A 22,319-nucleotide genomic window follows, 5' to 3' on the forward strand; every position below is an offset into this window, starting at 1 on the left:
GGCATAGTCATCTCCTGAACGCAAACACGCTTATGGCGATGAAATATGCAGTCAGTGTAAAAACATGTCAACGGCAAAATACAGTCACAATAGTAATGAAACTGTTAATAAACAAAGAAAAACTGGAACGCTATTTCAAATGAAAGATAACTTGATTATAGAATAATGTGTAATGTTAGCTTTACATATATTCGTTTTTATTCATTTGATTAAAAAGGCATGAATCATTCACATGAAAAATGATATGCAGTCAAAACATCATTACAGCCAATAGGTTACATGTCATTATTAATGTCTACTTTTACGCAAACCACGTGTTTTTATACGCTGTTATGCCAGGCGGCCTTGCCCTAACCGCAGCGGAAATCACTTTGATTCTCACTTAATACAGACCCGTTTTGTCTAAAAATACGCACGAAAAGGTAAAAATAAGGTAAATAGCGCATTTTTTCGCAAGCAAAAATAAGTTGTTTTTAATTGATGAAAATCAATTTACATCACACAGGGGCAGCGAAAAAAATGATCATTGAAGACTATGGAAACCATTTTTTACATAAGGTTTAAGACGTAAAAAGAAAGGTTGCTATGCAATGCCGAGCGGGCCGGAACAGCCCGCATGAGAGGTGGTAAAATCAGGCGTTAACTTTATCCAGCGGCCAGGAGTCAAACAGATAGCCATCGAAGTCGATGTCATCAACATTTGAAAACTCCAGCAGGCGCTGTTTGACGTTTTCCAGATGCTGCCACATCGCCAGCTTGGCCGCGCGGGCATCCTTTTTGATTAACGCTGCCAGGATCTGTTTGTGGTCACCCATCCACTCTTTACGATAGTGGGTATCATCGAGATGGCTATGAAGCTGGATCCACATCGGGTTGTTCTCGCGCCACTGCCATGACTGGCGGAACAGCTCCACCAGCATGCTGTTATGCGTGGCCTCGGCGATAGCGAGATGGAACTGCATGTCACCGCTTTCAGAACCGTTCGGTTCGTTGGAGGCCAGCTCCCGCTCTTCCAGTTGCAACGCCTGGCGCATTTTGACGATATCTTCGCGGGTGGCCTGCAGCGCGGCAAATTCGGCGATGTTGCTTTCCAGCAGCTGTCGCGCCTGGAGCAGCTCAAACGGGCCTGCATCATTGCAATGATTCACATCCGAACTGTCGATGGTCTGAGCTTCTGCATTGTCGAGTACGTAGATCCCGGCGCCACGACGCACGTCCACCAGACCTTTAATTTCCAGCATGATTAACGCTTCGCGCACCACCGTGCGAGTGACATTGAGTCTCTCGGCGATTTCACGCTCCGGCGGCAAGCGCTCACCAGGCTGGTACGGCGTCTGGACAATCAGATCGCGGATCATTGCACCCACTTCCTGGTAGGGTCTTTGCTGAGAAGTGTTTGATTTCATCGTGTTATGTCCGTCAGATGCGTCAATTCAGAATCCGGAGGCTGGATGACTGCGCACACCTTATCCGGCCTACCAATAACGTTTTTTCGCCTGAACTATAGCATTTGCGGGAAGCCAAAAACAGAAAACGGGTCAACCAAATTAGTATTTTGATTGACCCGTCATACCTGGGAGGTTATGCGTCAGCGCTTAACGCTGCAACGCACTCGCGTGCGCCGTGTTCACACAACTGTTGATACGCTGCGGTAACCGTCGCAACAAAGTCGGCGTTTTCCGCCAGATCATGACCAAAAATGCCGCTCAACCCCAGCAGCGCCGTCACGCGTTCGGCTCCCTGGAACTGTTGGTTAATGCGCTGGAATTCGGCCTGCATTGGGTCGACAACATCAATGACCTGCCCCTGTTCATCCACACCGTGGGTGTAGCGCATCCAGCCCGCGATGCCCAGTGCCAGATGACGCCAGCCGCTGCCGTTTTGCAGATGCAGACGCACCGGATCCAGCAGGCGCTGCGGCAGCTTCTGGCTGCCGTCCATCGCAATCTGCCAGGTACGGTGGCGCAGAGATGGGTTGCTGAAACGCTCGATCAGCAGCGTCGCGTAGGCGTTGAGATCGGTACCTTCCGGCATCGAAAGCGTCGGCGCTTGCTCCTGCATCATCAGTGCAAACGCCGCTTTGCGGTATGCTGGATTGGTCATGGTGTCAGCGATGGTTTCATAACCGCCGAGATAGCCCAGATAAGCGAGGAAAGAGTGGCTGCCGTTGAGCATGCGCAGTTTCATCATTTCAAACGGTACTACGTCGGCAACAAACTGTGCGCCGACTTTGTCCCAGTCAGGGCGACCGTTAACAAAGTTGTCTTCAATCACCCACTGGCGGAACGGTTCGCAGGCGATAGCGCACGGATCGTAAACGCCCAACTGGTCGGCAATCTCCTGCAACGTTTCTGGCGTTGCCGCCGGAACAATGCGGTCTACCATGGTGCACGGGAAAGTGGCGTTTGCTTCAATCCACTGCGCCAGCTGCGGGTCACGCGCCTGCGCCAGGCCCAGCACCGCGACTTTCGCCACATGCCCATTTTCACGCACGTTATCGCAGGACATCACGGTAAAGGCCGCCAGCCCCTGCTCACGACGCAGATGCAGCGCCTGTACGATGTAACCAATCGCCGATTTCGGCGCGGATGGATTTGCCAGATCGTGTTTAATCAGCGGGTTATTGAGATCTAACTGGCCGCTGGCAGCATCGGTGCAGTAGCCTTTTTCCGTGACCGTCAGCGAGACAATTGCCGTCTGCGGGCGTGCCATTGCCTGTAAAATACCATCACAGCCGTCAAGCTCTGGGTGCAGCGCTTCTTTCATCGAGCCGATCACTTTCAGCACGGTGTTGTCCGCGCCTTTTTCCGCCACGGTATACAGCAATTGTTGCTTGCGCAGGTTTTCAATCAGTATGCAGTCATTACCCGGCATCAGGTTAACTTCACAGATACCCCAGTCGCTGTCGGTGGTTTCCAGCAGATGGTGGGTGTACAGCGCCTGATGCGCGCGGTGAAAAGCGCCGCATCCCAGGTGAACAATGCGGGATTGCAGACGAGAGCTGTCCCATGCGGGGCGCGCAACCGGCAGGTTGCTATTGGCAATTGTCGTTGTCATCGTGAACTCCAGATCCCGTCGGAAAGACCAACGGAGAGAAAAGAAAAAAGCCGGCCAGACAGGCGACCGGCAACACTGCTTTAGCGGCTAAAGAAAGCGCGCTGGATAGCCATCTCAACGCCACGCACTTCCGCCAGGCCTTTCAGGCGACCAATCGCGGAGTAACCTGGGTTGGTTTTCTTTTTCAGGTCGTCAAGCATCTGGTGACCGTGGTCCGGGCGCATAGGGATCAGATCCTCTTTGCCCTCGGCTTTACGGCGCTGTTCTTCCTCAACGATCGCTTTCACCACTTCGTACATGTCAACGTCGCCATTTAGATGCGCCGCTTCATGGAAGGTTTTCGGGTTATCTTCACGCAGCGTGGAGCGCAAATGGGTGAAGTAAATGCGCGGGCCAAACTGTTTGATCATGTCGACCAGGTCGTTATCCGCACGAACGCCGTAGGAGCCGGTACACATGGTGAAACCGTTCGCCATGCTGTTGACCGTATCGACCATCCACTGCATATCTTCCACGGTGGAAACAATGCGTGGCAGGCCAAGGATTGGGCGCGGCGGATCGTCAGGATGTACCGCCATACGCACACCGACCTCTTCTGCTACCGGAATAATCGCCTTCAGGAAGACGGCAAAATTCTCACGCAGCGCAGCTTTATCGATATCCTTATAGCGTTCAAGATGCTGGCGGAACTGGTCGAGCGTGTAGCCCTCTTCCGCGCCCGGCAAACCGGCGATGATATTGCGGGTCAGACGTGCTTTGTCTTCTTCGCTCATGGTGGTGAAGCGTTCATGCGCCTGCGCAATCTCTTCGGCGGAGTAGTCCGCTTCCGCGCCCGGGCGTTTAAGGATATGCAGCTCAAAGGCGGCAAATTCAATTTGATCGAAACGCAGCGCTTTGGAGCCGTCCGGCAGAACGTATTCCAGGTCGGTACGGGTCCAGTCGAGAACCGGCATAAAGTTGTAGCACACGGTACGAATGCCGCACTCGGCCAGGTTACGCAGGCTTTGCTGGTAGTTGGCAATCCACTGCTGATAGTTGCCGGAACGGGTTTTAATGTCTTCGTGGATCGGTACGCTTTCGACGACCGACCATACCAGGCCCGCCTGCTCAATAATGGCTTTGCGTTTTAGGATCTCATCAACCGTCCACACTTCCCCGTTCGGGATATGGTGCAAGGCAGTGACAACGCCCGTTGCACCCGCCTGACGCACATCCGCTAAGGTGACCGGATCGTTAGGACCATACCAGCGCCATGTCTGTTCCATGTTTTATTCCTCGTTTACGTTATGGACTCGACGATATGGCACATAAATTCCTCCTTTTGGTATTACATGTCAACCTGAAGCGATAAATTGGTTAACCAAATCACGATATCTGCTGACCATACCGCTAATGAACGGCCATACAACCCAGTATTAATGTAAACATGTAACGCAATGTGACATCCATCGCATCATGGGTTGACCAATATATGTAACATCTCAACCAAAATCATAATAGTTCAACCAAAGTAAGGTAGACGTTATATGCACGTTCTCAATATTCTGTGGGTTGTATTCGGCATCGGCCTGATGCTGGTGCTCAATTTAAGATTCAAAATAAACTCGATGGTCGCTCTGCTGCTGGCGGCACTCTCGGTCGGTATGCTGGCGGGAATGGATTTAATGGAATTGCTGCATACCATGAAATCCGGCTTTGGCAGCACGCTAGGTGAGCTGGCGATTATCGTGGTATTCGGGGCAGTCATCGGTAAGCTGATGGTTGACTCCGGCGCGGCGCATCAGATTGCCCATACGCTGCTGGCGCGACTCGGTCTACGTTACGTGCAGCTGTCGGTGATCATTATTGGTCTGATCTTCGGCCTGGCGATGTTCTATGAAGTGGCGTTTATTATGCTGGCACCGCTGGTGATCGTCATTGCCGCGGAAGCGAAGATCCCGTTCCTTAAGTTGGCGATTCCTGCGGTTGCCGCCGCCACCACCGCTCACTCACTGTTCCCACCGCAGCCGGGTCCGGTCGCGCTGGTTAACGCCTACGGCGCTGACATGGGCATGGTTTACATCTACGGTATCCTGGTGACCATTCCGAGCGTGATCTGCGCCGGACTTATCCTGCCGAAATTCCTCGGCAACCTCGATCGTCCAACGCCGTCATTCATGAAGGCCGACGTACCGGTTGACCAGAACAACCTGCCGTCCTTCGGCGTGTCTATTCTGGTGCCGCTGATCCCGGCGATCATCATGATCTCCACCACCATCGCCAACATCTGGCTGGTGAAAGGGACGCAGGCGTGGGAAGTGGTCAACTTCTTAGGCTCCTCGCCGATTGCGATGTTTATCGCCATGGTTGTCGCCTTCGTGCTGTTTGGTACCGCGCGCGGTCACGACATGCAGTGGGTAATGAACGCCTTTGAAAACGCGGTGAAAAGCATCGCCATGGTGATCCTGATCATCGGCGCGGGCGGCGTACTGAAGCAAACCATTATCGATACCGGCATCGGCGATACCATCGGCATGCTGATGTCGCACGGCAATATTTCTCCCTACATCATGGCGTGGTTGATAACCGTGCTGATTCGTCTGGCAACGGGTCAGGGCGTGGTCTCAGCCATGACGGCGGCGGGGATTATTAGCGCAGCGATCCTCGACCCGGCAACCGGTCAACTGGTGGGCGTCGACCCGGCGTTGCTGGTGCTGGCAACAGCGGCCGGCTCCAACACCCTGACCCATATCAACGATGCTTCGTTCTGGCTGTTCAAAGGCTACTTTGACCTGTCGGTGAAGGATACGCTGAAAACCTGGGGTCTGCTGGAGCTGGTAAACTCCGTGGTTGGCCTGATTATCGTGTTGATCATCAGCATGATTGCATAACGTCGATACCGCTCTGGCCTATAGCGCCAGAGCGGTTTTCCATCCTGCCTCAACAATCCTCAATAATCAGATACACCGCTTTCACCGGGCCATGCACCCCAACCACCTTGATAAGCTCAATATCCGCCGTCGAGCTGGGTCCACTGATGATATTAATGCACGATGGCATACGCTCACCGGCCTGCGCTTTCTGATGCAGTTTTTCTGCCAGCTGCGCCACGCGCGGCAGAATGGTGCTTTTACGCAGCACGAAAATCGAGGACTCCGGCAACAGGCTCAGGGAGCGCCCGCGCTCTGGTGCGGAAAACAGTACCACGCCGCCGGACTCGGTCAGGCCATACTCGGCATACACCACGCCGACTTTCGCCTGCTCGGCCTGGGTAATATTTTCGCTACCACGCGCCGGATCCCAGACCACGGCGTTGCATTCCTGCTGTAAGCGTTCGGTGATACCCAGATCCACCAGCCGGCTGTCGCCGCTCAGCACCACCGGCTGCTGACCCAATTCTTCGCACAGGCGCAGCGCCGCGTCTGCGGCCTGGTCCTCGCTGGTCAGTTCGCAGCGGGCCAGCATCACTTCGCTGGCAAACTGGATAAACGCAGAGCAGCGCTGCTCGAGGCTAAGCTCGGTCAGGCGCTCGTTGGCATAGTTGTTAACCGGCGCGGCATCTGCTTGCGGCTCGAAGCGCAGCGGGCGACCCAGCGCCTGGGCGATGGTGTTTAAAAACGCGGTACGGTTATCCATTCTTTTTCTCCTGCGCCTGATGTTTCTTAAACCAGCTACGGAAGCTCTCGCCGTCAGCATCAGGCAGATCGCGCGCCTCCATCCAGTCACCAATCGCGCCAACCTTGAGCGGGGTTTTGCCGCCATTGATAAACCAACTCGCCGCATGCGCGCCCGCCATCATCCCGACTTTCCACAGCCCCGGATGGCTATTGGCATAGGCGAACATTTTGATCGCCCGTCGCTCGGCTTTCGGCGTAATGCCCTCCTCGGCCATCACCCGGCGATGACGCAGGATCAGTTTTGAAAGCGGAATACGCACCGGGCAGACGCTGTCACAGGCCGTGCATAAAGAACAGGCGTACGGCAGGTCTTTAAAATCTTTATAGCCGCCGAGCAGCGGAGAAATCACCGCGCCGATAGGTCCAGGATAGATAGAGCCATAGCCATGTCCGCCGATGTGGCGGTACGCCGGACAGGTGTTCATACAGGCTCCGCAGCGGATGCAGCGCAGCACATCGCGAAACTCTGAGCCCAGCACTTGCGAGCGACCGTTATCGACAATCACCAGATGGAACTCTTCCGGTCCGTCAACGTTGTCCGCCTCACGCGGGCCGGTCAGCCAGGTGTTGTAGCCCGTCAGACGTGCGCCCACGGCGCTGCGCGCCAGCATGGTGATCAGCACATCCACCTCGGCAAAGGTCGGCGCGATACGCTCCATGCCCATCACCGCAATGTGCGTTTTCGGCAGCGTGGTGCACATGCGCGCGTTGCCTTCGTTAGTCACCAGACACACCGAGCCGGTTTCCGCCACGGCAAAGTTACAGCCAGTAATACCGATTTCGGCACTGAGGAAATCCTCGCGGATCTTCTGACGAATGAACAAGGTCATAGCTTCCGGGGTTTCCGGGCCGTCGTACCCCAGACGTTCGTTCAGCACGCGGCGGATCTGGTAGCGATCTTTATGAATCGCCGGAACCACGACGTGCGAAGGCGGATCCTGATCCAACTGCAGGATATATTCCCCGAGATCGGTTTCGATCACCTGGATTCCGGCATCCTGCAGCACATGGTTGACGCCGATTTCTTCGGTCACCATCGACTTGGACTTCACCACCTTCTTCGCATTTTTACTCTGCGCGACCTGCAAAATGTAGCGAGTAGCGTCTTCTTTGGTTTTGGCGAAATAGACGTGTCCGCCGTTTTCCGTCACTTTCTCGGAGAGTTGGTACAGGTAAGCGTCGAGATTGCTCAGAACGTGATCGCGGATCTGGCTGGCACGATCGCGCCAGTCTTCCCAGTGGCCTAACTCATCGACCATTTTTTGCCGATTCGCGCCGATACGCTCCTGCGCATTAGCCACGGCTTTGCGCATGATCGGATCTTCTATCTGCTGACGAATACGCAGTTTAAATTCTACATCGCTGGTTTTTATCGACATCTCTTTCCCCTCAGCGGCTCATCAGCACTTCAGCAATATGCATCACTTTGACCGGCTGGCCTTCCCGTTGCAGTCGGCCGCCAATGTTCAGCAGGCAGCTAACGTCTGCGCCAATCAAATATTCCGGCTTTGCATCCATCAGATGTAAGACTTTCTCTTTCACCATCTCACCGGATATCTCGGCCATCTTGACCGAGAACGTCCCGCCAAAGCCGCAACAGGTATCCTGATCGGCAAACGTCAACAGCTCCAGTCCGCGCACGTTTTTCAGCAGCGTAAGCGGCTCTTCCTTCACTCCCAGTTTGCGGGTCAAGCTACAGGAAGGATGATACACAGCGCGGCCCTGCAGGCTGGCACCAACGTCCACCACGCCCAGTTTGTTGACGATAAAGGAGGTGAGATCCTGCATACGCGCGGAAACTTTTTCAGCACGCAGCGCCCATTCCGGTTCATCGGCCAGATACGTCGGGTAGCTTTTTACCGCGTAGGTGCAGGAGCCTGCCGGGGAGATAATCGGGTAGTCGTTGTCTTCCAGCGCGGCGATCAGGTTTTTCATCCCGGGGATCGCCTCTTTGATGTATCCGCTGTTGATGGCTGGCTGACCGCAACACCCTTGCTTCTCGGGGAAATTCACGCGACAACCCAGTTTTTCCAGCAGCAATACGGAGTCTCGTGCCATCCGTGATTTCAGTGCGTCACCAATGCAGGTAACAAAGAAATTTACATTCACAATAACTACTCCATTGCTTCATTTCTGTTTATTGCGCTTGATATCGCGATATCAAGCAAAGATTCAGCTGTATTTCACGCCCAGTTTTTGTATTTGCTTGTTTTACTAATGTCTGGGTTCATTATGATGCACGGATCGTTTTCCTTTGATAGCGACTCTCCTCTTCTTATATCAGGACAATCGCAAATGTCTGTATTTTCATTTGTATGACAAAACCGAATAATCCCCTAATCAACATGCATATGCAATACCCATGTTTATTTATTTCGGACTTGCTCACATTTTTATATTGAAAACGACAGTGTTATTAACACCTTATAAAATAGTTTCGAATGATTACTACCTTCGTCACTACCATTATTAAAAATGTTATTAAATAACCACTTATGGGTATTTACCTTGCTCTTAAGTATATTTATCTGGCATTGAATTTTAATTAAAAGATTACAATAGTTACAAAACCATAAATCATAATTACTTTATTCACTGAAGCGATTCAGTTTACATATTTTATTTACACAGCAATGTAGCCTTCCCGCCATAAATATAAATCAGGTTTAATGAACCAATCAGGAATAGCAATGAACGAATATTTTATGTTTGCCCTGGCACTCTCTCCTTTACTACTTATGGTATTTTTAATACTGAAATTAAAAATGCCCATCCATTATTCCGTACTGATTTCTTTGGTATTCACCGCTGCATTATCGGCAATATTCTGGGAAATGCCCGTACAAAATCTGAAAGCCGCGATAGGCTATGGCGCACTGAAGGGGTTATGGCCGATTGTGATTGTGATCCTCGGCGCTATCTTCAGTTATAACGTCATGCAGGCGACCAAAGCGCTGGATATTTTGCGCGATATTCTCGCCAGCATTAGCGAAGATAAGCGTATTCAGGTGTTGCTGATTTCATGGTGCTTTGGTGGATTTCTTGAAGCCGCAGCGGGTTATGGTACGGCGGTCGCTATTCCGATCGGCATTCTTATTGCGCTGGGATTCAACCCGCTGAAAGCAGCGATTGCTTCTCTCGTGGCGAATACCGTTCCCACCGCATTCGGCGCGGTCGGGATCCCGGTTTCTATTCTGGCTGAACAGGTTAATCTGCCGGTTTATACCTTAGGCGGAACCATTATTTTGCAGCTTGCGCTGTTTAATATTCTGCTGCCGTTTGTGATTGTCTGCATTATTGGCGGTGGCCTGAAAGCCATTCGTGGCGTATTTCTGATCACGTTGATTTGCGGCATCACCACGCTGGTTCCGCAATATTTTGTCGCCATCCATCTTGGCGCGGAATTACCCGCTTTTGCCGGTAGCCTGGTCAGCCTGTTTGCCGTGGCGATGGTCAGTCGCCTGCGCAAAGGGAAAACCGATCCAGAGTGGCGCATTGAGGTCAGCCATACCCGCGAAACCACGCCGCGCTCGGCAAAAGTGCTGTTCCGCGTGGGCTCTATCTATCTGTTTATTTTTGTGTTTATCCTGCTGTGTTCGCCGCTGTTCCCGACAATAAAAGGCGCGGCGTCCCAACTGGCTTCGGTGCTGCATTTCACGTTGGCTGACGGTAAAACGATGGCACTGAAAGTTGAATGGGTGACCACACCAGGGATGCTGATCATCTTTGCGACCATTATCGGCGGTTTTATTCAGGGGGCGTCCGCACGCGGGATGCTGGAAGTATTTATCAAAACGATTTTCCAGCTTAAAAACTCTATCGTCGCAATTATGGCGATCGTCGCGCTGGCCACGGTGATGGATCTCAGCGGGATTATCTCCACGCTGGCGCAGTCGATTGTCGATCTGACCGGCAGTTCGTACGTCTTCCTCGCCCCGGTGATTGGCGCGCTGGGCACGTTCGTTACCGGCAGCGATACTAACTCGAACATTCTGTTCGGCAAGCTGCAAACCATTGCTGCCAGCAAGTTGCATATCGATCCTAACTGGCTGGCGGCGGCCAATACCTCTGGCGCTACGGGGGGGAAAATGATTTCGCCGCAAAGCATCGCCATCGCGGTTTCTGCCACCAAAATGGACGGTCAGGCCAACCAGATTATGTCTGGCACCATGAAATACTGCTGCGCCTACATTGTGATCCTCGGCCTGAAAGTCGGTCTCTTTTATTACTGGTTTATGGCGTAAGCCATTGTCAACCCCGTCAAATTCGCGGCAATCGTATTTGACGACACAGTGACCAAAAAGGTTTACACCGTCCCAGGAACGGAACAAGGCGACAGGCTTTACGATTTGTCGGCGCTGACTAAAATAGCGCCGATGTTTCAAATCGAGGATTGTTGTTATGTTGTTCTGGAAAAAGATGGTGAAGAAGTTCGACGCCTTTTCCGCGTTGATTCCACCACGCTACTTCCGCGTGTAATACCTGGCACTTATGCCTGATGGCGCTTCGCTTATCAGGCCTACATTTCACACTCATTTGTAGGCCTGCGTTTCACGCTCATTTGTAGGCCGGATAAGGCGCGAGCCGCATCCGGCAGCAGCGTAAAATGCTCACCCCTTTCTCTTACGCAGTCCGCATGCTCTTAACACCGCCACCCACAGACGAAGCCACGCGAAACGGTAGACCAGAGGATGCTGAAGCCGCAGCAATGTCAGAAACATAGAGCCCCCTCGTGGCGCTACAGTACCGCTGCCCGATAGCGAATTTGCGGATCCATTATCTGGTGACGCGCATCTATCAGCCGCAGTTCATACGAATCATGCTCTTTCGTCAGTCGCATCACCGCATCGACGACACTGGTGGTCCGCTCCAGCGCCTGCTTGTCCTCATAACCATTGAGCAGTGAGGCCAGCATCACGCTGCAAATCAGATCCCCAACGCCCACCGGCATTTTGGCAAAGGTATACAGCGGCCGGGCAATGTGTAACGTCTGTTCCGGCGTCACCAGCAGCATTTCAAACGCCTGTTTGTCCCGCGAACAGTCACCGAGATGCTTCACCAGCACCTTCTTCACACCCCACGACACCAGTTGCCGCGCCGCTTCCACTACCTCGTCAAAACCACGCAGTTGTCTGCCCGTCAGCACGCCCAGCTCATAGAGATTCGGTCCCATGATGTCGGCCAGTTGAATGGCATCATCGACAAAAAAGGACTCTACGCCCTGCGCGACAATGCAGCCTTTTTGCGGATCGCCCATCACCGGATCGCAAAAATAGAGCGCCTGCGGATTACGCTGACGAATGGTGGTGACCGCGTGCTTCACCTCTTCACAATGACGTTTATCCCCGAGATACCCGGACAGCACGGCGTCGCATTGCGCCAGCTTTTGCAGGTCATCCAGCCCGCTGATGATGGCGCTCAGCTCGCCGTGCGGCATCGCCATGCCCTGCCACATCCCGTACTGGGTGTGGTTGGAAAACTGTACGGTGTAAAACGGCCAGACATCGATCCCCGAAAGCTGCATCGGCAACACAGCGGCTTTATTTCCGGCATAGCCATAAACGACTGACGACTGAACAGACAACACGTTTTTCATTTTGACTCCGTCTAACGAAACGTTGGCAGCAGACCAAATACGTCCAGAACAACCGTCAGATAGACAACCGCTCCACAGACAATCACCAGGTTAAGCACGGTGTTATTACAGGGCGCGGTATAGCTGGCGGTCGGAAAACGTTTCCGCGCGGCTTTCACCAGGAACGGCGGCAGGATCACGCTCCAGATGGTAAAGGCCAGACCGGCGTAGCCAATCGCGTGCACAAAACCGTTCGGGAAGAAGAAGCACACGGCGGCTGGCGGGAAGTAGGTCACCAGCGCGGTTTTCAGGCGGCCCATGCCGTCATCCGGGAAGTGAAACAGGTCGGCGATATAATCGAACAAGCCAAGCGTCGCCGCCAGCAGTGAACTGGCTACTGCGAAGTTGCCGAAGAAGGTCAGGATCAAATCCATATACCGGCTGGTGAACAGCTCGCTGATGGCCTCAACAAACACGTCGATATTGCCGCCTTTGGCGATAATTGGCGGGAACGCGGAACGGCTGATGTTACCCATCGTGACGCCCAGCCAGAAGATGTACAGCAGCAGGGCAAACAGCGTACCGATGATAATCGAACGCGTGATATTCGGGACCCCACTCTTGCCATACAGCTTGACCAGGCTCGGCACGTTACCGTGAAAACCAAACGAGATAATACAGAACGGCAGCGTCATCAGAATGTAAGGCAGGTACTGTGAGTTGGGCAGCGCCACCGCCACGCTGTCGACAAGTTTCGCCACTTCAATATGACCAACCAGCCCGGAGAAAGTAGCAAAGAACGCGATAAACTTACCGATAATCAACACGGTAGTGATGCGTCCGACCAGCAAGGAGCTGTACCAGGCAATCGCGCCGACCAGCATACTGACGATCACCACCGAGATATTCGCCGGAAAGCGTACACCGCTGTATTTGAACACGGTTTGTGCCATCACCGCTGACGATCCGGAAATATAGGCATAAGTCAGAATATACAGCACAAAGCCGAAAGCGATACCGACAACGATATTCCACTTACGGCCTAATAAATCCTGAGTAAAGGTATTAAAACTGGCACCGGCGCCATAATGCAGGTTGACTTCAACCAGCATCAGACCGGTTAATAACATCATGATGGCGATAAACAGAAGAATAACAGACGCACCGGGGAACCATACGCCGGCCATCGCAATCGGCAGGGAGAACATCCCGCCACCCACTACGGTCGCGATAACCAACATGGTTCCGCTAATCAGTCCGGGGGTACTACTCTGTCGCTCAATGGCATTAATATCCATGATAAATGTTCCTGTAGACTATTCGTTATAATTACAGCTGTCATTTGTACATCATGCGGATAATAAAAATGTCGGAGTCAGGGTTTACTTTTTTTAATTATGTCACGGTAACGGGCACCGCAAAGGCTTCCTGTTCATGGAAAAGGAATACAAAAAAGCCCCATCACGTGATGGGGCCATAACTATTTTTTAGATGTAATCAAAGCGTGCAGTAAAGAAACGCAACTGCTTCGGCTCGTAAATAAACTTCAGCCCGCGAATATCTTCTTTGTGCTGGTAAAGTTTAATAATACCGTCAGCCACGACATCCATATGTGCGTAGGTATAAACACGGCGTGGAATAGTCAGACGCACGGTTTCCAGTTTCGGTCTGTGGTGTTCACCAGTCACGTTATTACGGCCCGCAGAGATAATTCCACGTTCCATACTACGTACGCCGGTTTCCACATAGATGCTGGCGGCCAGACTTTGTGCCGGGAACTCGTCCTGCGTCAGATGCTCGCAGAAGCGGCGCGCATCGAGGAATACCGCGTGACCACCCACCGGTTCAACAATCGGTACGCCAGCGGCTTTCAGCTTATCGCCCAGGTAGCGAACCTGCTTCACGCGGTGCTCGATGTACTCATACTGCATGGCTTCGCGCAGACCAATCGCCATGGCTTCCATGTCGCGTCCGGCCAGGCCGCCGTAAGATGGCATACCTTCGTAAACCACGACTAACTCTTTGGCAGAAGAGAACATTTCGTCATCGTTCATGCACAGGAAGCCGCCGATGTTCACCAGACAGTCTTTTTTACCACTCATGGTACAACCGTCGGCGTAGCTGAACATCTCATGCACGATCTCGGCGATGCTCTTGTTCTCAAATCCCTGCTCTTGCTCTTTGATAAAGTAGGCGTTTTCTACGCAGCGGGTAGCATCGTAGAACACTTTAATGCCGTGCGCTGCCGTCAGTTCACGCACCGCACGCATGTTCGCCATCGAGACCGGCTGCCCGCCTGCGAGGTTAACCGTCACCGCCAGGCAGATATACGCAATATTCTCTGCGCCTTTTTCATCAATCAGTTTTTGTAATTTTTTAAGATCGATATCACCTTTAAACGCAATATTCAGACCGGCATCGTGCGCTTCGTCACGAACGATATCGACAAACACCGCACCATTTTTTTCCTGGTGATAACGAGTGGTAGTGAAATACATATTCCCGGCAACATATTGCCCTGGTTTAATAGCCAGTTGTGATAATAAGTTTTCTGCGCCGCGGCCCTGGTGAGTCGGAACAATATGTTTAAAGCCGAACAGTTCCTGCACGGTTCTTTCCAGATGATAGAAGTTTTCGCTGCCCGCGTAAGCTTCATCACCCATCATCATTCCGGCCCACTGCTTGTCGCTCATTGCGTTGGTGCCACTGTCGGTCAGCAGGTCAATATAAATATCTTTCGAATTTAACAGGAAAGTATTGTAACCCGCTTCCTGCATTTTCTTAAGGCGCTCATCACGCGGGATCATAGATACAGTTTCAACGCTTTTAATACGGAAGGGTTCTGCCGGATAATTCATTTTGTTTCTCCAGTAACAGTGGTCATGTACGTATTAATGTGAAGTAAATCATACCTGGTTCATCAATAAAGTCTGATGAAATATAACTATTCGCCTCCTGAGCCAGGGGGAGAAATAATGTGGAGGCACTATGCAAGATTTGATTGATTATGGAAATAGCCCGGTCAACATTAATCACTGGCAATAATTTAAAAAGCTGTAAATGTGAGTGATGCAAATCACACGTCATTTTTTACCCGTTCATATTCAACGAGTTTTTTTTGCGTGTTGAATTGCCCTTCACCGTTGCATGTCACTGGAGAGGGAAAATACTGAAAACTTAACTTTCCAGGCTGTTCTCATAATGTATTGCTCAATGAGTACACCCCAATTTGTGAGAGTCGGATCACTTCACGGGTTTATATTTGTGATTCACATCACTAAAAGTGTAAAGCAAAGTGTACAATTAAGCGTTGTTTCAGAGTTTGCTATTTGCTTCAGTGAGTTAGATCGCATTTTTGGCCTGATGCCGACAGGCGTTGTTTTCTGGAGCATGGGGATATTCAGGCGCGTGAAAGATAATGAATAAATGCGATGAATAATACCGGATTTATTGGGATGAAGGCGTTTTCTATTTATTCCGAAAGCGTGCTATTCGCGCTTATTTCATCTTATTTACATCTGGGCTTACCGAAGATCACTGGGGGAATTTACAGGGGTTTTATTAGCGCGATACGAAGGTGCGCCAACACCTGCGCATCGCTAATCACAGTAACTATTCATATAAACGTATAACAGGAGGGACATCATCCCTCCTGTTCTCGCGATAATTATTTCACTAACGCGGATATATCCTTGAACAGCGAATGGGTTATTTCTACACCGTCACGAGTTGTACGCATACGGGAATGATAGCGACGCTCGCCCGGCAAACGCGCTCCTTGCCGCTGCATATCGGCAAAGAGTCTCTCGGCACGTGCCAGATGCTGCGGAGCCTCCCGTCCCAGAAAGCGGGCCGGGTCCAGGGCCAGAATCAGCTCGCCACCATAGGGCAACCCGCCAGCCCCCTTATCCCACGCCAGCGATTCCGCGCTGGTCATATCGCCGATGAGCGGTCCGGCAAGCAGTTCCACCATTGCCGCCAGTGCCGACCCTTTATGCCCGCCAAACGTCAACATCGCGCCGTCGAGGATCGCCTGCGCGTCGGTAGTAGCCTGACCGTCACCGTCAATCCCCCACCCTTCCGGCACCGCTTTTCCCGCCCGTTGATGGAGTTGGATCTCTCCCCGTGCCGCCGCACTGGTGGCCATGTCGAAGATAAACGGGGGTTTTTCTTCACGCGGCCAGCCAAATGCTATCGGGTTAGTGCCCAAAAGCGGCTGCGTCCCGCCTGCGGGAGCAACCCACGCATGGCTGGGCGTCGTCGCCAGCGCCACCAGCCCCGCCTCCGTGAGCGGCTCAACGTCGGCAAACAGCGCCGAAAAGTGCACACAGCGGTTAATCGCCAGGGCTGCAATACCGCTGTGGCGCGCCTTTTCTATCAGCAGTGGAAGCGCGCGCTCGAATGCCAGCAGGGAAAATGCCCCACCGGCGTCCACCTTCACAACGGCCGGCGCGGTATCGGTGATAACCGGCTCAGCGTCAGGTGACACCTTTCCTTTACGTCGCGTCTCCACAATCCCCAGCAACCGCCACAAACCATGCGAGGCACAGCCATCACGCTCACCGTGGGTCACGTTTGTCGCGATCGCCACGGCATGCGCTTCACTGAATCCGTTCCCGCGCAGCACCTTATATGCCAGCGCATAAGCCTCTGTTAACGAGAGGTTTACCATCTCCATGACCGACTCCTTTACTCTTCTTCATCACCGGTAAAGTTAGCCCGCGGCAGACAGGTTCGCTCACCCCAGTAGTAAATTCCCAGCGACATCACCGCTACCACCACCGTATCCCACGGATGACCAATCACCCCTGTGCCCCCAAAACTACCCAGCCAGGAGAAGAGCATAATCAGCGCGTAGAAGGCGATAAGCCAGAGAGACGATTTCACCTGCTGCGCCAGACTTACGGTGTGTACCGGCACTTTTGATTTGCAAAGCACATAGACGACAAACATCACAATCTGCAGACCCAGCAGCCATGACAGCGTGCCCCAGCCAGACCAGAATACAATCAGCGCCGAAATCACAAACGACACCGGACCGATAATCCCGAAGGCACGCACGCGGAATGGGCGCGGCAAATCCGGTGCATTACGGCGTAGCCCCGCCGCCGTGACCGGGGCAATGGCGTAGCTCAGTACCAGCGCCGCCGACACCACGCTTATCAGCTGTTCCCATGACGGGAACGGCAATGTCCAGAAGATAGACAATGCAAAGGTCAGCCACAGCGCCGGACGCGGAATGCCAGACTCTTTATCGATGTGGGTAAACGTCTTAAAGAAGGTGCCTGCTTTCGCCCAACCATAAATCACGCGCGGCGTGGCGTTCATGTAGATATTGCCGGTACCACTTGGGGAGACAATCGCGTCGCACACCACCATAAACGCCAGCCAGCCCATACCGAGCGTAATGGCGATATCCCGGTACGGCAGCGAGAATTGCTTGCTGATCTCTGCCCAGCCGCCACCCAGCATTTCGGTCGGAATACTGCCAAGAAATGCCAACTGCAACAGCACGTAAATAATCGTCGACAGCACCACGGATAAAATAAGCGCCACCGGGATGGTACGCTGCGGATTCTTTACTTCACTCGCCACAGAAATAATTGGCGTCAACCCCAGGTAGGCGAAGATGATCCCACCGGCGCTAATCGCAGCCTCAACGCCCGACATACCAAAGGGTGCAATTCCCTGAATGTGCAGGTTCTCAGGTTTGAAAAAGGTAAATAGCGTCACAACGACCGCCAACGGCACCAAAAATTTCAGAATACTGATGATGTTATTGGAACGGGCAAACGTTTTTACACTGTAGTAATTCAGCCCGAAGAACAAACACAGCAGCAAAAACTGCACTATCCATCCCAGCAGCGTTGGGTCGCTTGAGCCAGTTTGAGTCAGCATCGGGAACCATGCTGCCGCATACTGCCGCGCGGCAACAATCTCTATGGAGATGAGGCTTGAAAACGCAATCAGCGTAATAAATCCAAGCAGATACCCCATCAACTCACCGTGGGAAAAGACCGGATAACGGATAATCCCCCCGGCACGGGGCAGTGCCGCGCCCAGCTCACAATAGACAATCCCCAACAGCAAAACGGCAATTCCGCCGATGACCCACGAGGCAATGCCCGCAGGTCCGGCAATCGATGCCACATGGCTTGCGGCAAACAGCCAGCCGGAACCGAAGATAGCCCCAAGCCCAATAAACGTCAGGTCGGTTAGCGTTAGCTGCTTTTTAAATTTACCCACCTCAGCAACGCGGGCCTGTGTTTGGTGCGTAGAGTGAATCGTCATGGTCATGCCCTTCAGTCAACAGAGGGGGAAATGGCTTCCCGGGTCCACTGCCCGTTAATCAGGCGCAGCAGGTTCAGAGGGTTGTCATCCTGGACAGCAGGCGGAAGCTGCGCGGCAGGCACATTTTGCAGGCATACCGGGCGTAAAAAACGGTCGATGGATTGCGTCCCTACCGAGGTACCGCGAGCATCGGTGGTGGCAGGCCACGGACCACCGTGCACCATGGCATCACAAACCTCGACACCGGTTGGATAACCGTTAAACAAAACGCGTCCCGCTTTTTCAGTGAGAGCTGGCAGCAGGCGCTGCGCCAGCGGCCCATCATCAGATTCAGCGTGCACGGTTGCCGTCAGTTGGCCCGGAATCACGCGCAAAATGGACTGCAACTCCGCCTCATCGGCCACCTCGACCAACACCGCCAGCGGGCCAAACACCTCCTGCTGTAGCAGCGGATCCTGTGCCAGCAGCAGCGAAGCCGGAGCCTGATACAACCGGGCCTGCGCGCGGCCGATAACCGATTCATCAGACCCAGCCAGACGCTGAATATGCGGATGTGCCTCAAGCGCGCTGACACCCTCTTCATAATGGGCAAGCGTCGGGGCATTCAGCATGATCTGTGCCGGTGCCTGGTCAACCGCGACCTTCAGCGCCTGCGTGAAGCGGGACATACCCTCGCCGCGTAAGACAAGGATCAGCCCCGGCTTGGTACAAAACTGCCCACATCCCAAAGTGAAAGAGGACACCAGCTCATTGGCCAGCGTTTCTGCCCGCGTGGCGACGGCCTGCGGCAGAATAATCAGCGGGTTAATGGCCGACATTTCCGCAAAGACGGGGATCGGCTGCGGACGCTGCTGCGCCAGCTGCCAGAGCGCCTTACCGCCGCGCAGCGAACCGGTAAAACCCACCGCCTGAATCGCCGGATGGCGAACCAGATCCGCGCCAATATCGGTGCCGAAAATCATGTTAAAAACACCCGCAGGCAGGCCAGATGCCGCGACCGCACGCACAATCGCCTGGGCAGTCAATTCCGCCGTCGCCATATGTCCGGGATGGGCTTTCACCACCACCGGACAACCCGCCGCCAGCGCGGATGCGGTATCGCCTCCTGCCGTAGAAAAGGCCAGCGGAAAATTGCTGGCCCCGAACACCGCCACCGGGCCAAGCGCGGTCAGATACTGACGCAGATCCGGACGCGGCAGGGGCTGGCGGTCAGGGAGTGCGGTATCAATACGTACGCCAAAGGCATCGCCCCGACGTAGCACCCCGGCAAACATGCGCAGCTGATTACTGGTACGGGTGCGCTCTCCCTGTAACCGCGCCAGCGGCAGTGCCGTTTCCTGGTGGGCTATGGCGAAAAAATCCTCGCCGAGCAAATCCAGCTCGCCGGCAAGGGTGTCGAGAAAGCGGGCACGCACGTCCGGCGCGGTCTGTGAATAGACAGGAAACGCCTGGTCAGCCGCCTCCGCCGCGGCGGCGGCCTCCTCACGAGAGGCCGGGTAAAAATGGTACCCGGTCAGCTTGCCGTCAGCGGCACGCAGGCTTGGCAGCGTCGCCTCACCGCTTGCCACGCGGCGTCCGGCGATAAACTGCTGACCCAAAACAGAGAGAGGTAGCGTCATCATCACTCCTTTACTTAAAGGCCGACATCCGGCAGCTGTGGACGGGTCGCCAGCGCCTTCTCAACAATCGCCACCACTTGCGCACGGGTATCCCCTTCCAGCGCCAGACGCGGTGGACGGGTAATGGCGCTGCCACGCCCCAGCAATTCTTCACAGAGCTTGATGCACTGCACCAGATCCGGGCGCGCATCCAGATGCAGCAACGGCATAAACCAGCGGTAAAGCGCCATCGCTTCCTCATAACGCTGTTGTTTCGCCAGGCGGAACAACGTCTCCCCTTCACGCGGGAAGGCGTTCGACATTCCGGAGATCCAGCCTTCCGCCCCAACGGCAATGCTCTCGACCACCACATCATCCAGCCCAGCGAACAGCACAAAGCGGTCGCCAACAGAATTACGCAGGTCGATAAAACGGCGGGTATCGCCGGAGGAGTCTTTGAAACAGACGATGTTGTCGCAGTCGGCAAGCGTCGCCAGGATGTCCGGCGTCACGTCGTTTTTGTAAATCGGCGGGTTGTTGTACACCATGATAGGCAGGTCGGTAGCCGTAGCCACACTGCGGAAGTGGGCCGCTGTTTCATGCGGTTTTGAGGAATACACCAGCGCAGGCATCACCATAATACCGTCGACGCCCACGCGCTCTGCCTCTTTCGCCATCTTCTGTGCAAACGCGGTGGTGAATTCGGCCACCCCCGCAATAACCGGGATCTGACCGCCCGCAGCATCTTTCGCTACTTCGATGATCTGTAGCTTTTCCTGCGTTGTCAGAGAGGTGTTCTCCCCCACGCTGCCGCACACCACCAGGCCAGAAACACCATCCTTGACCAGGTTTTTCATCACCGTATGGGTGGCATCCAGATCCAGGGAATAATCGCTACGAAACTGGGTGCTGACTGCCGGGAATACACCGCTCCAGTGAATGGCTTTCTTGCTCATGTTCGGTTCCTTGTCGTCAATTTGTTAATTGAAAGTGAATGAATGGTGAATATTCACTGACAGATTGACGTTTCAGGCGACCGACTGCTTGGTGGTTTTCTTCCTCTTTGATGACGAAATTAGCACAGTGAGTGTGTCTTACCCGGCAAGCGTAATACGAAAATCACGCGGCGTAGAGCCCGTCATCGCCTTAAACTGGCGGCTAAACGCGCTGTGATCGGTATAACCGCACTGCAACGCAATATCGGTAATCGGCGTATCGCCCGCCAGCAGTTCGGTGGCTTTTTCCAGCCGAACTTTGTGGATCATCTGGCGCGGAGTGAGATGAAAAATACGCTTACAGTAGCGCTCAATTTGCGCCACCGACATGCCGCTCAGGGCAGTTAGCTCTTCCATCGCGATGGGACGGTGATAATGGTTGCGGATATGATCGTCGACGATCGCCAGCCGCTGCCACGCCGGGTGACGCGCCTGCGCTTCCTGCAGATCGTGTGAAATCCCCGCCATACCGATGACCTGGCCCTGCGCATCCCGCAGCGCCAGCTTCTGGGTCAAACACCAGCCGCGTTCACGACCGTTGTAGAGATGCATTTCCAGCTGATCGCGCAGCGTTACCCCTTCGCGCAGCACCCGCATATCCTGCTCGGTATAGCCCAGCCCAAGCGCTGAAGGGAAAACATCAGCAGAGGTTTTACCCAGCAGAGAAACGACCGTCTTAAACCCGCAGCGTCGTGCCAGGGTCATATTGACCATCAAATAGCGGGCCTGCACATCTTTGATAAAAAAAACCACATTCGGAATAGCATTGAGCAGCGGCGCAATCAATGCCATCGCATGGAGCAACGTCTGGATATTGTCCGGACGCTGACGCGCCAACCCCTCACATATCTGGCTAAGTTCAGCCACTTCAGGCACCGGCGACGGGGCCCGCACATCATTAATCACACAGGACATCACGCTTCCTCCCGATTAGTGATTTGAATATTTATTAACTTTTTGTTAACTCAGCAAGCATCCTTACTGCGTTTTGCGATCCTACCGTAGATTTAAAATTTCCCCTTTTCCAGCCACTGGCGCGGTTGCCTTTTTTGGTTTACCACACCACTAACAAAATGATTAATAACAAATAAATATGATATCACCTTAACGATGACAGCGGCCATTATGCTGATTTCGTCATTTACAG

The 22,319-nt window shown here is 53.5% G+C and carries 16 protein-coding genes; 2 read left to right on the forward strand and 14 right to left on the reverse strand.

Annotation, left to right across the window (positions count from 1 at the left end; genetic code table 11):
• Nucleotides 1-632: 632 nt before the first annotated feature.
• From uxuR to uxuA, 3 genes are all read right to left on the reverse strand, one after another.
• Complete coding sequence (uxuR, locus tag C2U43_RS22485) at nt 633-1,406, reverse strand: Uxu operon transcriptional regulator (protein ID WP_103285817.1); 774 nt, start codon at nt 1,404-1,406, stop codon at nt 633-635.
• Between the two features lie 175 nt (nt 1,407-1,581).
• Nucleotides 1,582-3,057 (reverse strand): fructuronate reductase, encoded by a 1,476-nt coding sequence (locus tag C2U43_RS22490; protein WP_103285818.1) that lies wholly within the window; start codon nt 3,055-3,057, stop codon nt 1,582-1,584.
• An 80-nt stretch (nt 3,058-3,137) separates the two neighbouring features.
• Nucleotides 3,138-4,322: a mannonate dehydratase gene (uxuA, locus tag C2U43_RS22495; protein ID WP_103285819.1), complete on the reverse strand. Its 1,185-nt coding sequence runs from the start codon at nt 4,320-4,322 to the stop codon at nt 3,138-3,140.
• Nucleotides 4,323-4,583: 261 nt separating this feature from the next.
• On the opposite strand from uxuA, the gene gntP reads away from it, so the two are divergent.
• Nucleotides 4,584-5,927 (forward strand): gluconate permease GntP, encoded by a 1,344-nt coding sequence (gene gntP / locus C2U43_RS22500; protein ID WP_003033260.1) that lies wholly within the window; start codon nt 4,584-4,586, stop codon nt 5,925-5,927.
• A gap of 49 nt (nt 5,928-5,976) precedes the next feature.
• Here the strand turns inward: gntP and C2U43_RS22505 are convergent, their stop codons facing one another.
• Genes C2U43_RS22505 through C2U43_RS22515 form a run of 3 tightly spaced genes read right to left on the reverse strand, consistent with a single transcriptional unit; the run spans nt 5,977 to nt 8,822 of the window.
• The gene (locus C2U43_RS22505; RefSeq protein ID WP_103285820.1) at nt 5,977-6,672 is read right to left on the reverse strand and encodes a LutC/YkgG family protein; all 696 of its coding nucleotides are present in this window, start codon (nt 6,670-6,672) and stop codon (nt 5,977-5,979) included.
• Nucleotides 6,665-8,092 carry a LutB/LldF family L-lactate oxidation iron-sulfur protein gene (locus C2U43_RS22510; protein WP_008786085.1) on the reverse strand — a complete coding sequence of 476 codons (1,428 nt, stop codon included), beginning with the start codon at nt 8,090-8,092 and terminating at the stop codon, nt 6,665-6,667. The genes C2U43_RS22505 and C2U43_RS22510 overlap by 8 nt, the downstream gene beginning before the upstream one ends.
• Nucleotides 8,093-8,102: 10 nt before the next feature.
• On the reverse strand, nt 8,103-8,822 hold the full coding sequence (locus C2U43_RS22515) for a (Fe-S)-binding protein (RefSeq protein ID WP_079934440.1): 720 nt from the start codon (nt 8,820-8,822) through the stop codon (nt 8,103-8,105).
• Between the two features lie 581 nt (nt 8,823-9,403).
• Here C2U43_RS22515 and C2U43_RS22520 point away from each other — a divergent pair.
• The gene (locus C2U43_RS22520; protein WP_008786084.1) at nt 9,404-10,957 is read left to right on the forward strand and encodes an L-lactate permease; all 1,554 of its coding nucleotides are present in this window, start codon (nt 9,404-9,406) and stop codon (nt 10,955-10,957) included.
• Nucleotides 10,958-11,451: 494 nt separating this feature from the next.
• Here the strand turns inward: C2U43_RS22520 and pdxY are convergent, their stop codons facing one another.
• The 8 genes from pdxY to C2U43_RS22560 form a co-directional block, all read right to left on the reverse strand.
• Nucleotides 11,452-12,309, reverse strand: a complete 858-nt coding sequence (pdxY, locus tag C2U43_RS22525) for a pyridoxal kinase PdxY (protein ID WP_057068977.1) — start codon at nt 12,307-12,309, stop codon at nt 11,452-11,454.
• A gap of 11 nt (nt 12,310-12,320) precedes the next feature.
• The gene (locus tag C2U43_RS22530; RefSeq protein ID WP_003830097.1) at nt 12,321-13,586 is read right to left on the reverse strand and encodes an aromatic amino acid transporter; all 1,266 of its coding nucleotides are present in this window, start codon (nt 13,584-13,586) and stop codon (nt 12,321-12,323) included.
• Nucleotides 13,587-13,775: 189 nt separating this feature from the next.
• Nucleotides 13,776-15,146, reverse strand: a complete 1,371-nt coding sequence (locus C2U43_RS22535) for a tyrosine phenol-lyase (protein ID WP_016155590.1) — start codon at nt 15,144-15,146, stop codon at nt 13,776-13,778.
• An 809-nt stretch (nt 15,147-15,955) separates the two neighbouring features.
• Nucleotides 15,956-16,966: an Ldh family oxidoreductase gene (locus tag C2U43_RS22540; RefSeq protein ID WP_103285821.1), complete on the reverse strand. Its 1,011-nt coding sequence runs from the start codon at nt 16,964-16,966 to the stop codon at nt 15,956-15,958.
• Between the two features lie 11 nt (nt 16,967-16,977).
• Entirely contained in the window at nt 16,978-18,579 is a 1,602-nt protein-coding gene (locus C2U43_RS22545) for an APC family permease (RefSeq protein WP_103285822.1), read from the reverse strand.
• A gap of 11 nt (nt 18,580-18,590) precedes the next feature.
• Entirely contained in the window at nt 18,591-20,198 is a 1,608-nt protein-coding gene (locus C2U43_RS22550; RefSeq protein WP_103285823.1) for an aldehyde dehydrogenase (NADP(+)), read from the reverse strand.
• Nucleotides 20,199-20,212: 14 nt separating this feature from the next.
• The gene (locus tag C2U43_RS22555) at nt 20,213-21,133 is read right to left on the reverse strand and encodes a dihydrodipicolinate synthase family protein (protein ID WP_003830108.1); all 921 of its coding nucleotides are present in this window, start codon (nt 21,131-21,133) and stop codon (nt 20,213-20,215) included.
• Nucleotides 21,134-21,271: 138 nt separating this feature from the next.
• Entirely contained in the window at nt 21,272-22,087 is an 816-nt protein-coding gene (locus tag C2U43_RS22560; protein ID WP_008786078.1) for an AraC family transcriptional regulator, read from the reverse strand.
• Nucleotides 22,088-22,319: the final 232 nt, after the last annotated feature.

It is taken from the genome of Citrobacter freundii complex sp. CFNIH9 (assembly GCF_002903305.1).
Taxonomy (GTDB): domain Bacteria; phylum Pseudomonadota; class Gammaproteobacteria; order Enterobacterales; family Enterobacteriaceae; genus Citrobacter; species Citrobacter portucalensis.